This window comes from Nostoc sp. DedQUE07 (assembly GCF_034530975.2).
Taxonomy (GTDB): domain Bacteria; phylum Cyanobacteriota; class Cyanobacteriia; order Cyanobacteriales; family Nostocaceae; genus Nostoc.
Window position 1 is genome coordinate 74,352 of the sequence record NZ_JAVRCC020000004.1, and the last position, 13,554, is coordinate 87,905.

The window sequence follows — 13,554 nt, forward strand, 5'->3', positions numbered from 1 at the left end:
GCAGGTGTAGTGTGTGGCGTATTAGTAAACGTTGGCTGCAAGGGCTGGGATTAGAGTTTTGGTTGCCTCTACCACTGGTAGCGATCGTGTTTTGGCTTGGCTGTAATTTCATCGCGGCTCAAGAGTTAAGGCGACCTTACTCCACCGAGAAAAAACTTCAGTCAGATACTCAGCTTGAAGCACGGGTATCAGTCAATGTATTGCTCATTAACGCCACTGTCAATCGAACTAAAAAAATTACCAAGGTAGAAGTAGAAACAGCAGACCCCATCTTGAAGCGGTTGGAATTAGAACTTCCAACAATAGAATTCAGCCAAATAGAAGCGACAATTGCCCAAGAACTAGGTCTACCCCGTGAAGATGTTAGAAAGTTAGTGCGCTATGAGATTGTGGAATAACATCGATCCGATTTCAGGCTATTACTATAGTTGAAAAAAGCTGATTATATAAACTTTCTGACCTCCTGATTTTTATTTTCAATGCGTTCTGCCTTGGTTTTCAATGTTTGGTTCATAGCTTCAAACCCTTGGCGAACGTCAATATTTAATCGACGAGCTAGCAGAGGTACTAGTAAACCCTGGAAAGATTCTTGCTGAATGAAGCGGACGCGTAGGCGTAGTCCGTCGTAGACATCGCTTGCTAACGGTTCAATGATAAAGCTATGTTCAACGTCAAATAACCCTGGTATCAAAAAGTGCCATAACCAGCGCAGTTTGCGATTAGGTTCTACCGTAATCACCGTAGGTCGAAAGGTCATAATATCTCTACCCGGAGGCTGAAAGTGAACGGTTAGCTGTGCTCCTTTACTGAGCGAACCACTAATTTGACGAATAAACAGATTCCAATGTGGAAAACTGGCAAAATCAGTAAGTAAGTTCCAGACTTGCTTATCAGATGCCTGAATTTCAATTTCAGTGTAGATTTTCATGGGTAAGAGTTGATAGAAAAACCAGAATTAAAAGGGTTATTCCTGCTAAAAATAACCCAATGTATTGTCGTCCTAGTACTCGACCAATCCAAAAATTACGGGTGAAGACAGGCAGATAAAGCAGGGAGAGCAAAGGAAGAAAATAACTTGATTTGCTTACCATAAAATAAACTCCGCAAAGTCTCTTTGGTGGACTACGAGTAACCTAGATTGTTTCTTGTAAAGCATAATGAATACTATTCATAGAAAACTCGCGTTTTAACAGCAAAATCCTGGCGGTTGGTAGACAGTTGTCAAGAAACTACTGACCTTGAACAACCAAAACTGAACATGGAGCGTGATGAACTACGTGATTGCTCACACTTCCTGCTAAAAGTTCGGCAAATCCATTAAGTCCTCTACGACCAAGCACAATCAAATCTGCTCCCCAACTCCGGGCTAAATCACAGATGTTAGTGCCAGGATCTCCTGTTTGATAACTGGATTCTGCCATAATGCCTAGTATTTTCGCTTTCTGATAGTACAACTGAAGTAAACTTTGTGCCTGTTGTGTTTCTATTTCCAGGTCTACTAAATTTACAGTGAGTTGACTAGAAGCTGCTAGCTCAATGCTGTGACCAATCATTAACTGAGCAGCATCTTTTTGGGCTAACTCCAGCGCTTTTGCAAACACTGTTGCAGTAGCAGGTGAATCATCGACTGCCACCAAAATCTTCTTAAAGCTCATATCTAGCTCCAATAATCAATTACTTCATTTACATTTGTTGTCTTTTAGCTTGACGGACAAATGTGATTTAAAAGTGAAATGAAGTAGGATAAACGATTTATTCACTTTTCGTTCACATTCATCAGTAATCCTGGAAAAAAAGCAGAGAAACGAAACTAACCCAATTACAGTTTAAAACGAATCTCCTAGCTAATACGGTTTATGCTCACACTAAAAAACTATAGTTTTTTACTATTTGGAGATTAATAAAGCTTCGTTTTAAACTTACTGATTTTTATAGGAGATGTTGTGATGAATTTCAGTCCAGTTAAAAATGCAATCGGCATTATTTCTACCCGTCAGGCTGCAACACAGGTGCTTGATGAACTCAGAGCGATTGACTTTCCCATGCAGAAAATTTCTGTGTTCACTTTAGACTCTGAAGACGAAAAGTTGCACGAGGATGCTAATGCCGGGAAACTTCCCATAACTCCTATCGAAGGTGCTAAAGCAGGTGCAATTACAGGAGGAACAACCGGGGGCTTACTGGCACTAACAGCTGGACTTGGCGTATTAATTATTCCCGGTTTTGGCCCGGTATTAGCGGTTGAATCTGTGGTGGGTACACTGCTGGCGGGTGGAGCAAGTGCGATTTTTGGCAGTGTTTATGGTGCATTTCAAGGTTGGTTTGCTCCCGAAAGGCAAGCTAGACTCTGTGAGCCAAGCACCTGTCAAGAAAAATTTTTGGTGAAAGTAGAGGGAACAGCAGATGAAATCTGGCAAGCAGAATCGATTCTTCATTATTGGGGTGTGCGGGAATGGCATATTTATGAACTTAGCCAAAGATTCTTGTAAAAACATCAATTTGAAAAAAGAAAGGTACAGATTCCAACAGATAAATCCAGATTAAATCTGTTAATTACTAATTATTTTTTGGAGACAGAAATGACAGCAGATACGATCGCTACAAATACTTTTGCTCAGACAACAGAAGATTTACTCAACTATGAATGGCATACTCTGGGCGAACAAAAGGTTGTGCAAACCTTAGCCAGCCATCCTGAAGCGGGTTTGAGCCATGAAGAAGCTACCACCCGACACCAGCAGATGGGTGCAAATCAACTGACTGCTAAAAGTGGAAAAAGTCCTTGGCTACGATTTTTAGAGCAATTTAATCAACCACTACTATATATTTTGCTGACGGCGGGACTGGTGACACTGCTGCTCAAAGATTGGATAGATGCGGGAGTAATTTTTGGTGTCACCCTGATTAACGTTATCATTGGCTACATTCAAGAATCGAAAGCAGAAGGTGCGATCGCTGCTTTATCCAAAGCTGTCACCACTGAAGCAACTGTGATTCGCAATAGTCAAAAAACTCGTTTGGCTTCGACTGAACTTGTTCTGGGTGATTTGGTATTACTGGCATCTGGGGATAAAGTGCCTGCGGATCTGCGGCTATTAACTGTGCGTGGCTTGCAAGTTGACGAGTCTGCCTTAACAGGCGAATCCGTTCCGGTGGAGAAAGTAACCCAATTGTTGGATGTCGAGACACCGTTAGCCGAACGCAGCAATATGGTCTATGCCGGAAGTTTTGTTACTTTTGGACAGGCAGAAGGGATTGTAGTAGCGATCGCAGATGCCACTGAAACCGGTCGCATCTCACAGTTAATTGAAAGCAGCACAAATCTGAAAACACCGCTGACGCGAAATATTGACAAGTTTAGCAAAAGCTTGTTGTATGTCATTTTAGGTTTAGCTGCCCTGACATTTGCAGTCGGATTAGGACAAGGCGAATCTTGGATTGATGTTTTCAAAGCGAGTGTGGCTTTGGTAGTCAGCGCGATTCCCGAAGGATTACCTGCGATTGTAACAGTCACGTTGGCGATCGGAGTTTCCCGGATGGCACGACGTAAGGCGATTATTCGCAAGCTACCTGCTGTGGAAACCTTGGGAAGTACCACCGTTATTTGTTCTGACAAAACTGGGACGTTAACTGAAAATCAGATGACGGTTCAAAAGATTTATGCAGGTGGACAACACTACACCGTTAGCGGTATTGGTTATGCCCCAGACGGTGAAATCCTGATGAATGGACAGCCTGTTGATTTCGATGCAGATGGACATATTGCTCTTTGGGAATCCCTGGAAGCAGGATTGCTCTGCAATGATTCTCACATCGAATGGGGAGATGGACAGTGGGACTTAGTTGGAACCCCAACTGAGGCAGCATTGATTGCAGCTGCCAATAAAGTGGGATTGACGCAAGCAAATCTAGAGCAAGAATTACCCAGAATAGACACCATTCCCTTTGAGTCTCAATTCCAATACATGGCGACTTTGCATAAATTAGATGCAAAGCGATCGCTCAATGTCATTTATCTCAAAGGTTCTGTAGAGGCAATTCTCCAACGATGCGATCGCATGTTCGATGCTCAAGGAAAACTCGCTCGTCTCAATCCTGCCGCAGTGGAACAGGAAGTTGCTGACATGGCAAACCAAGGGTTACGAGTGCTAGCTTTTGCCAGCAAAGAAGTTGCCACTAAGCGATCCTTGGATCGCAATGATATTGATCGAGGACTGGTGTTTCTGGGACTTCAAGGCATAATCGATCCGCCGCGTGAGGAAGCGATCGCCGCAGTCAAAGCCTGTCAATCTGCTGGAATTCAGGTAAAAATGATCACTGGGGATCATGCACTAACAGCAGCTGCGATCGCCCGGAAAATGGGAATTTGCTCGACTGAAGCACAAGTTTTTACCGGACGGCAACTAGCTCAGATGGATGAAAATGAATTCACCCAAGCGGCTGAGGAAGGTATGGTTTTTGCGCGAGTTGCCCCAGAACAAAAATTGCATCTAGTAAAAGCATTGCAGTCTCAGGGTGAAATTGTTGCCATGACTGGAGATGGTGTCAACGATGCTCCCGCTCTCAAACAGGCAGATATTGGTGTAGCGATGGGCATAGCCGGGGCAGAGGTTGCCAAAGAATCGGCGGATATGCTTTTAACTGACGATAACTTCGCCTCAATCGAAGCTGCTGTGGAGGAAGGACGTGGTGTTTACCGCAACTTACGAAAAGCGATCGCCTTCTTGCTGCCGATTAACGTTGGCGAATCCATGACAATTTTGATTGCCATTCTCCTGGCAACTGTGCTTCCCATCTTACCAATCCAAATTCTTTGGTTGAACATGGTTAGTTCAGTAGGGTTGATTGTTCCCCTCGCTTTTGAGCCAAAATCTGGACAGGTGATGGAGCAACCACCACGCAACCCTAGAGAAAAGCTTTTATCAGGCAGTTTACTTAAACGCATATTAGCGATTTCTGTTTTCAATTGGGTGGTAATTTTTGGGGTGTTTCAATGGATACTGCAAACTACAGGCAATGAAGCCTTAGCTCGCACAATGGCGATTAATGGATTGGTGGCAGCAGAAGTCTTTTACCTGTTAAGCATTACCCAGTTTTTACCATCTCTAGTCGTGAGAATCCAAGGTAAACGCACACCTGTAGCCTATGCACCTGCGATCGGAATTGTGGCTGTGGTGATTTTACAATGTCTGTTTAGTCAGTGGAGCATGATGAATCAAGTGTTTGACACCACACCTTTGACATTTCTCCAAGCTCTTATTTGTATGGGTGTAGGTTTGCCAGTGGTATTTATAGCTCTGATCTTGCAGCGTTTCGATCCGCTCAACTAGGGATATAGGACTTTTTTGGTAGTTTCATCCAATGCCAGATGATTACGTTAGAGCTACACCCAAATAAATTAAAAACTCCATCAGTACATTTTACTAGGTATGATATTTGATCTGCAAGCATTTACTTAGTAATAATCAGCTATGACCCAGAACTACCGCATTACTCTACTCCCCGGCGATGGCATTGGCCCTGAAATTATGGCAGTGGCGGTAGATGTGCTGAAAGTCGTAGGGAAGCAATTCGATCTGAAGTTTGAATTCCAAGAAGCTCTCATCGGTGGTGCAGCAATTGATGCCACAGGCGAACCCCTACCATCTGCCACTCTAGAGACTTGCCGTAATAGTGATGCTGTATTACTCGCAGCGATTGGTGGTTATAAGTGGGATTCCCTGCCATCCGATTTACGCCCAGAAGCAGGTTTGTTAGGACTGCGTGCAGGTTTAGGATTATTTGCCAATTTGCGCCCAGCGAAAATTTTGCCCCAGCTAATCGATGCCTCGACTTTGAAACGCGAAATTGTCGAAGGCGTGGATATTATGGTGGTGCGCGAACTCACTGGTGGGATTTACTTTGGTAAACCTAAAGGGATTTTTGCTACAGAAAGCGGTGAGAAACGCGGTGTAAATACGATGGTTTACACCGAATCAGAAATTGAACGCATTGGGCGAGTGGCCTTTGAAACAGCTAAAAAACGCGGTGGAAAACTTTGTTCAGTAGATAAGGCGAACGTATTAGAAGTATCTCAGTTGTGGCGCGATCGCATCACCCAACTTTCTCAAGAATATCCAGATATCGAACTCTCTCATTTATATGTAGATAATGCTGCTATGCAGTTAGTACGCGCTCCCAAACAGTTCGACACTATTGTTACAGGCAACTTGTTTGGCGATATTCTCTCTGATGCTGCTGCCATGCTCACAGGTAGTATTGGGATGTTACCCTCAGCTAGTTTGGGTGCTTCTGGCCCTGGTGTATTTGAACCAGTTCATGGTTCCGCCCCAGATATTGCTGGACAGGATAAGGCAAATCCTTTAGCACAGGTTTTGAGTGTGGCGATGATGTTACGCTACGGTTTAGACCAACCAAAAGCAGCAGATCGCATTGAACAAGCCGTATTGCAAGTTTTAGAACAAGGCGATCGCACCGGGGATATAATTTCTCCAGGAAAAAATCTCCTTGGTTGCCGCACTATGGGAGACTCACTCATCAAAGCTATGGAACAAAAATAATTTTATATAGCAACTTGGGCAATTTGGCAACCTTTGCTATAAGTTTCGGGTAGACTAAAGGGAAATCTAGCAATCAAATAACAGTCGATAGTGTACGCATTACGACAAGGTCAAGTAAATTTTACCGCCCCCAAGAACCAATCGCCTTTGATTGATCCCTCTGTAATCAGAGCTGCTGGGCAGATATACTATACTCACTGTGAAGTCCATCCCGAAATAGCAGGGCAACCTTCCGGTGTAGCAATTAATCGTGTGACTCATCGAGGCAAGGTTATTTTTACTAACCAGCCAGTTCTTTTACCTCAAGAGTGTTTTGTGCCCTTAAGTCAAATTGAATCCCACATGTATTAGTCATGGTCATTGGTCATTGGTCATTGGTCATTGGTCATTGGTCATTGGTTATTAGTTATTGACAAAGGACAAATGACAAAGGACAAATGACAAAGGACAAATGACAAAGGACAAATGACAAAGGACAAATGACTGTATGGACATTTTGTTCGCCATCCCGGCGAGTGTAATGGTCTTTGCTTTGGGTGCATCTATTGGTAGTTTTCTCAATGTTATTGTTTATCGCCTACCTGCTGGGTTGTCAATTCTTTGGCCGCCTTCCCGTTGTCCTAAATGCTTAAACCAGCTAAAAGCTTACGACAACGTACCAGTATTTGGCTGGATTTCCTTAAGAGGGCGGTGTCGATATTGCAAAAGCAAAATTTCTGTCCGTTATCCTGTGGTAGAAGGGGTAACGGGCATAATTTTTTTACTAATTTTTTTGGTATTTCAAGTTTCGACTTTAACAATAGGCTATTGGGCTTTTTGCAGTTGGTTATTAGCGCTATCACTCATCGACTTAGATACAATGACCCTACCCAATCCACTTATTAAGTCGGGTTTAGTGGTGGGAATTTTGTTTCAAATGGTAGTTGGTTTTCTACCAGAGGGTAGTTTTGTGGCACTAGTAAATCACCTTATGATCGCTATAGTTGGCGCAGTATTAGGCTTATGGCTGTTTGAGGCGATCGCCCTATTGAGTTCAATTGCCTTTGGTAAAGAAGCAATGGGTACAGGTGATCCCAAGTTAGCAGCCATGATGGGAGCCTGGTTAGGCTGGAAATATTTGCTCTTAGCTAGTTTTATTGCCTGTGCGTTGGGAGCAGTAATTGGTATCGGTATTTTGATTATGCAGCGATCGCGACAAAAATTAGGACAAAAGATACCTTTCGGCCCTTTTCTGGCTTTAGGATCTGTGATTACGCTGTTTAGCGGCGAAGCCATTTTGTCTAGCTACCTGCGGTTATTTTTTCCAGCGTCTTGAATTGAAGTAGGGAGCAGAGGAGCAGAGGAGCAGGGAAGATGAGGAAGACAAGGGGATAAAGGGAATAACCATGCCCAATGCCCCATGCCCCGTGCCCAATGAATGCCCCATGCCCCATGCCCTTTCATAAAAAATATTTATAATTCGTGACTGTAACCAACATTACCCCATCCGCCCTTCACATTTTGATAATATTCAGCTTGTGACTTGTATTACCCTCTTAACGACGATTAACCGTTGGCAAGTACAACTAGTGCAACAGATGCTGATTGTTCAGAACCCAGCAATACAAATAATTGATTAGGGTGGGAGGGAGAGAGCATCTTATTTGGAGGTTGGTATTCTCATGGTTTTGTCACTACGTCCATATAATTAAGTCTGCTGAAAAAAAGAGCAAGAGACTTGTATTGGTATAAGTATTTTCGTTAAGCTGGCAACCAAAGACAAAAATTAAGGTCTGAATTGCTTAAAAACGTAGTTTAACGATGTATTCATAAGTCATTTGTCTTTACTAATGACTTATGACTAAGCACAACCAATACGGTTTGATATGTTTTCGACCTCATACCCACTTAAAATAAAATAAAAAATGGCTAACAACGAAGAATCACGTGGTTTAAAGTCTCTATTTGATTGGTTTGCAAATCGAAGGAAGTCAGGATCTACCAGCCTCGAACGCCAAGAGCGTGAAATTGCTGATGGTTTGTGGCATAAATGTTCCAAGTGTGGCGTGTTGGCATATACAAAAGACCTGAAAGCCAATCAGATGGTTTGTGTCGAATGTGGTCATCACAATCGGGTAGATAGTGATGAGCGCATCCGTCAATTGATAGATAACAATACGTGGAAACCGCTGGATGAGCATTTGCGTCCAACTGACCCGCTAGAATTTCGCGATCGCAAACTCTACAGCGATCGCTTGCGGGAAACACAAGATAAAATTGGCTTAATAGATGCAGTTAGAACTGGTTTAGGTCAAATCAATAGTTTGCCCATTGCCCTTGGGGTTATGGACTTCCGCTTCATGGGTGGTAGTATGGGTTCGGTCGTGGGAGAAAGACTCACCCGGATGATTGAGCAAGCCACTCAACGACGCTATCCTGTAGTTATCGTTTGTACCTCCGGTGGCGCGAGAATGCAAGAAGGTATGCTCTCTTTGATGCAGATGGCGAAAATCTCCGCAGCCTTACAGCGCCATAAAGACGCCCGATTATTATATATTCCAGTTTTGACCAATCCGACAACGGGCGGCGTTACCGCTAGTTTTGCAATGTTGGGCGATATAATTTTGGCAGAACCCAAGGCAACCATTGGTTTTGCTGGTCGGCGAGTGATTGAGCAAACCCTGCGGGAAAAACTACCCGAAAATTTCCAGACTGCTGAAGATTTGCTCCAGCATGGTTTTGTTGATGATATCGTACCCCGTACCCAATTAAAGAACACCCTAGCCCAGCTGATTGCTCTACATCAGCCTGTATTAACAACACCTCACATGGTCTTGTGGGAAACAATGTCCTTGACTTCTACCGCGGCAGAATAAAGTTTGGGGCATTGGGGATTGGGCATTGGGCATTAGGAGTGCTGTTAGCGGAAAGTTAAGGTTTAGCCCGTGCTGAGTTAGGAGTTAGGAGTTAAGAGTTAAGAGTTAAGAGTTAGGAAGGAGTTTTGTTTATCTCCTTGTCCCCTTGTCCCCTCATCTCCCTGCTCCCCTGCTCCTTCACTCCCGACTCCCCACTCCCCACTCCCTAACCTCTTTGCTCTTGGAGAAACATGAGCGGAACAAGGGCTACTAGTCGGAATACACCAGAGAGGACAAACAAGCTTAGTAAACCTCCAGACTGGGAAAATTGGACGATGAAACTGCCTATAGTTGTGCCCAAAGCGCCACTTACTCCAGCAACGGCAGCTGCGATCGCAAAATAGATAGACTGATTTTTAGTTGGTGCGATCGCCAATTGTATATTGTTGTTGCACAAGTCAATTGCCGCCCAAGTCCCTCCAATCAAGATGTGTAACAGTGGCAACCACAGCCAGATGTCAAGGCGATTAACACTAATCCCCAGCCACAGAAATGGTGTAGCTGCAACCAAAATCCCAATAGAGATGAGGATGGGACGATTGCCTATCTTGTCTGCTAATTTTCCCCAGAGGATAAACATCAGCAAAGTCGCCCCCGCCTGAAAGCTGTTGTAGATAGTCACGTAGCTTACATTCAAATCCAGCGTATCGAGCATATAAAGGTTAAAAAAAGGACTGCTGAGGTTAACAGCAAGCGTCCAAAAGCTGAAATACAGCAGAAAAATCAAAAAGTTAGAGTTTTTCCAGATGCTGTTAATTGACTGGTCTTGTGGTGGATGAATTGATTGAAGGACTTTAGAAGATTCATCTTTTGCAACCTCTGATTGAATCTCACTTGGGGTTAACTGGCCATAATAAGTGTTTTGCGATCGCGGATTCATATCCACCTGGAAATACTGACATCCTAATCCTATAATCCCAAACACAACGCTTACCAGTAGAACTATCCCATAACCTTGTAGAGATCCCCCATACCAATGTGATACAACTAGACCGGCAATTGGTACGCAAACTAAAGTGCTAAGGTTAGCAGCACTATTGCGTGTCCCAAAAAACCTGCCTCGTAATTGCCGGGGAACTATCATTGCTACCCAACTGAGCCACGATGCGCTTCCTAGTCCTCCCAAAAGATTGCTGAATAGAACAATCAAGAGTGTCAATATGACTAACTGGTGAGCATCAATCACTCCCAAGCTGGCGCTGACAATACCAATTACTAAAATCAGCCATATCAGCCGACCAATTCCGTGTGTCCGAAGCAAATATTGAAAGCGGCTGGTGCTGCGTTCCGACAAGTAAGCACCCAACGGCTGAATGAGATTGACCAACATGGGAATAGAAGACAGCATCCCAAATACCACTGGACTAGCACCCAACTCCACTAATAAATTGCTGAGTAAAATCCCGCCAGTTCCAAGAGAGTAAACCGATGCTAAGACAGCATCCCCAGTGGAGGCTTTTAAACTGGTGCGAATAGTATCCTTAGAAATTCGAGAGTTTGAAGAGATTGCTGTTGGTGGTAAGGCAATCTGGGTAAATTCCAGAGTCAGTGGCGCAGTTGTTTCAATCTGAACAGAATCCATCAACATAAATTATGGGTGAAGTATCCTCGGACAAATCAGGTTGGAAAGGAACTCAGTATGCTTGAATTAGCATTGCTGATAATTTTTCGTTATTTTAGCTTGCAATTTTCAGCCAAAATTTCAAATAAGTAAAATATCATTCCTTAATAACACAAGGTATAAGCGGGGAAAGAGAATATTATTTGTTTGTGAACACTAAAGGATTATTTAATTTTTTGGCATTGGTGATAGCGATCGCGATCGCTATTATTGCTTGTCAAAGCCTACAATTGCCAAGCAAACCGTTAGTATCTACCGCAGTCACCATCAAACTTAGTGGATGGGGAGGCTCTCCCATTGAGCAAAAACTATTAAGACAAGTACTGCAAGACTTTGAAGCACAACATCCAACTATTAAGGTCAAATATGAGGTAATTTCCGACCAATACATGGATGTAATCAAAACTCGTTTGGTTGGGGAAGCTGCGCCCGATGTTTTTTATCTGGATGCGCTCGAAGCTCCTTTCTTAATGAGTCAGAATGTCTTAGAACCGTTAGAAGGTTATATTACCCCCAAATTTGACCTCGCGGATTTTGAGGATACCCTACTCGACAGTTTCAAATACCAGAATCATATTTACGGTCTTCCCAAAGACTATTCCACCCTTGCCCTGTTTTATAACAAAAAAGCCTTCGCTGCCGCCGGCTTAAGTAATCCGCCAGCGACTTGGGAGGAATTACGTAACTACTCGAAGCAACTGACAGGCAAACTTAACAAATACGGGTTTGGCGAAATTCCTGAATTGGCGCGTCAAGCTTATAAAATTAAAGCCTTTGGTGGACAACTCGTAGATAAAAATGGTTATGCTACTTTTGCCAGTGAGTCAGGTTTACAGGGTTTAGAGTTGGTAGTAAACCAATATCAAAAAGACCGCTCCTCTGCCCAAAAATCTGATGTAGGGACAAACTCAGGTAGTGAAATGTTTGGTCAGAGTAAAGTAGCAATGGCGATTGAAGGTAACTGGGCAATTCCCTATCTAACTGAAACCTTTCCCCAAGTAGAGTTTGCTACTGCACCAGTACCTACAATTAATGATAAAAAAGGCACGATGGTGTTTACAGTTGCCTACGTGATGAATAAGCAAGCACAACACAAAGCCGAAGCTTGGAAATTGATTTCTTATCTCACGGGTAAAGAAGGAATGCAAAAGTGGACAGGAACAGGGTTTGCTTTGGCAACACGTAAATCAGTGGCAAAGAATTTGGGTTATGACCAAGATCCGTTGCGATCGCCATTAGTCGCGGGAGTTAGTTATGCTACACCGTGGCAGGTGGGTCAATATCCAAGTGCGATCGTGAATAATTTTGATAACCAGTTTGTCAGCGCCTTGTTGGGACAACAACCATTAAAGCAAGCGATGCTGAAGGCAGAGAATGAAGCTAATCAGCAGATTAAGACGATGGAGTAAGCGATCTTTCTTAACTTCACCAAATCACGTTTGAGTAAAAATTTGCTATTTCTTTATCTGAGGTAATTATTGCAGCTTGATTACTTCTGGCTAGTGCAACGACAACTCGATCTACTGGATCTCGATGACCCCATTCTAAATTGACACTTTCCATCCAAATATTTTCATCAATAGGTACAATCTGAACAGTACTAGACTTTTTTAGCGTTACTACGTACTCGTTAAGATTGACTCCTAAATCTAGTTTTTTATTTTTGATTTTTATAGCAATTTCCCATATAGCTATGGACGGGACAAGACCATTTTTATCCCTTTCCATGTAGTTGCACGCTTCTTTGGCTGGTTCAGAAAGTTTGGTTGGATCTAAACTCCACCAGATTAGGGCACAAGTGTCAAGGACTATCTTCACAATTGCGCCCATTCCTCAGTGGTTGGTGTAGTTAAATCCTCAAAGTACTTCACTTTACCGCGCATTTCTCCAAATAACTCTTCTGTTGAAGGTGCTTGTGCGTATTTGGAAATTTTCACGACTGGTTTACCGCGATCGGTAACTACAATTTCTTCACCTTCTGACTCTACCAGTCGCAAGAACTCAAGAAGTTGAGATTTGAGTTTACTTTTGGAAATTGATTTCATAATAACCATAGTCATGACTATAGTCATATTGTAATAGGGTATAGCATTGGTTTTCACTTGCTATTTCCCGGCTATGACCAAGACCCACTGCGATCGCCATTAGTTGCAGGAGTTAATTATGCTACACCGTGGCAAGTTGGTCAATATCCAGGTGCGTAGGCGTAGCCCGCCGTAGGCATCGTCAATAACTTTGATAACCAGTTTGTCAGCGCCTTGTTGGGACAACAACCATTAAAGCAAGCGATGCTGAAGGCAGAAAATGAAGCTAATCAGCAGATTAAGACGATGGAGTAAGTAATCTTTCTTACCTCTACCAAATCACTTCTGAGTAGAAATTTCCTATCTCTTTATCAGATGTAATTATTTGTCTACGTATAGTCGATTATTATAATGTCAAATAATTTTTGTGCCATGTCTAATACTTCTGCCCTCGA

13 protein-coding genes and 1 pseudogene are annotated in these 13,554 nt (G+C 43.1%); 9 read left to right on the forward strand and 5 right to left on the reverse strand.

Going from position 1 to position 13,554, the window contains the following annotated elements:
* The first annotated feature begins 11 nt into the window (after positions 1 to 11).
* Positions 12 to 398 carry a hypothetical protein gene (locus RMZ95_RS04430; RefSeq protein WP_322686364.1) on the forward strand — a complete coding sequence of 129 codons (387 nt, stop codon included), beginning with the start codon at positions 12 to 14 and terminating at the stop codon, positions 396 to 398.
* A 44-nt stretch (positions 399 to 442) separates the two neighbouring features.
* Here RMZ95_RS04430 and RMZ95_RS04435 read toward each other — a convergent pair whose 3' ends face one another.
* A complete protein-coding gene (locus tag RMZ95_RS04435) occupies positions 443 to 928 on the reverse strand; it encodes an SRPBCC domain-containing protein (RefSeq protein WP_322686363.1) in 486 nt (161 codons plus the stop codon).
* A gap of 301 nt (positions 929 to 1,229) precedes the next feature.
* Complete coding sequence (locus RMZ95_RS04440) at positions 1,230 to 1,655, reverse strand: universal stress protein (RefSeq protein WP_322686362.1); 426 nt, start codon at positions 1,653 to 1,655, stop codon at positions 1,230 to 1,232.
* A 291-nt stretch (positions 1,656 to 1,946) separates the two neighbouring features.
* On the opposite strand from RMZ95_RS04440, the gene RMZ95_RS04445 reads away from it, so the two are divergent.
* From RMZ95_RS04445 to accD, 6 genes are all read left to right on the forward strand, one after another.
* Entirely contained in the window at positions 1,947 to 2,489 is a 543-nt protein-coding gene (locus RMZ95_RS04445) for a hypothetical protein (protein ID WP_322686361.1), read from the forward strand.
* 90 nt (positions 2,490 to 2,579) lie between these two features.
* Positions 2,580 to 5,330: an HAD-IC family P-type ATPase gene (locus tag RMZ95_RS04450; RefSeq protein ID WP_322686360.1), complete on the forward strand. Its 2,751-nt coding sequence runs from the start codon at positions 2,580 to 2,582 to the stop codon at positions 5,328 to 5,330.
* 141 nt (positions 5,331 to 5,471) lie between these two features.
* Positions 5,472 to 6,560 carry a 3-isopropylmalate dehydrogenase gene (gene leuB / locus RMZ95_RS04455; RefSeq protein ID WP_322686359.1) on the forward strand — a complete coding sequence of 363 codons (1,089 nt, stop codon included), beginning with the start codon at positions 5,472 to 5,474 and terminating at the stop codon, positions 6,558 to 6,560.
* A 90-nt stretch (positions 6,561 to 6,650) separates the two neighbouring features.
* Entirely contained in the window at positions 6,651 to 6,911 is a 261-nt protein-coding gene (locus tag RMZ95_RS04460) for a hypothetical protein (protein ID WP_094347451.1), read from the forward strand.
* A 136-nt stretch (positions 6,912 to 7,047) separates the two neighbouring features.
* Complete coding sequence (locus RMZ95_RS04465; protein ID WP_322686358.1) at positions 7,048 to 7,875, forward strand: prepilin peptidase; 828 nt, start codon at positions 7,048 to 7,050, stop codon at positions 7,873 to 7,875.
* Between the two features lie 589 nt (positions 7,876 to 8,464).
* Positions 8,465 to 9,415 carry an acetyl-CoA carboxylase, carboxyltransferase subunit beta gene (accD, locus tag RMZ95_RS04470; protein ID WP_292817165.1) on the forward strand — a complete coding sequence of 317 codons (951 nt, stop codon included), beginning with the start codon at positions 8,465 to 8,467 and terminating at the stop codon, positions 9,413 to 9,415.
* A gap of 205 nt (positions 9,416 to 9,620) precedes the next feature.
* On the opposite strand, the gene RMZ95_RS04475 is transcribed toward accD, so the two are convergent.
* Entirely contained in the window at positions 9,621 to 11,036 is a 1,416-nt protein-coding gene (locus RMZ95_RS04475; protein WP_322671800.1) for an MFS transporter, read from the reverse strand.
* Positions 11,037 to 11,260: 224 nt separating this feature from the next.
* Here RMZ95_RS04475 and RMZ95_RS04480 point away from each other — a divergent pair, with 224 nt between their 5' ends.
* Entirely contained in the window at positions 11,261 to 12,484 is a 1,224-nt protein-coding gene (locus RMZ95_RS04480) for an ABC transporter substrate-binding protein (protein ID WP_409882158.1), read from the forward strand.
* Between the two features lie 16 nt (positions 12,485 to 12,500).
* Here RMZ95_RS04480 and RMZ95_RS04485 read toward each other — a convergent pair whose 3' ends face one another.
* Positions 12,501 to 12,893, reverse strand: a complete 393-nt coding sequence (locus RMZ95_RS04485) for a type II toxin-antitoxin system VapC family toxin (RefSeq protein ID WP_322671798.1) — start codon at positions 12,891 to 12,893, stop codon at positions 12,501 to 12,503.
* Entirely contained in the window at positions 12,890 to 13,120 is a 231-nt protein-coding gene (locus RMZ95_RS04490; RefSeq protein WP_322686356.1) for a type II toxin-antitoxin system prevent-host-death family antitoxin, read from the reverse strand. Before RMZ95_RS04490 ends, RMZ95_RS04485 begins: the two co-directional genes overlap by 4 nt.
* A 69-nt stretch (positions 13,121 to 13,189) precedes the next feature.
* Here RMZ95_RS04490 and RMZ95_RS04495 point away from each other — a divergent pair.
* Positions 13,190 to 13,414, forward strand: a pseudogene (locus tag RMZ95_RS04495) (ABC transporter substrate-binding protein); the annotation flags it as partial.
* Positions 13,415 to 13,554 lie beyond the last annotated feature (140 nt).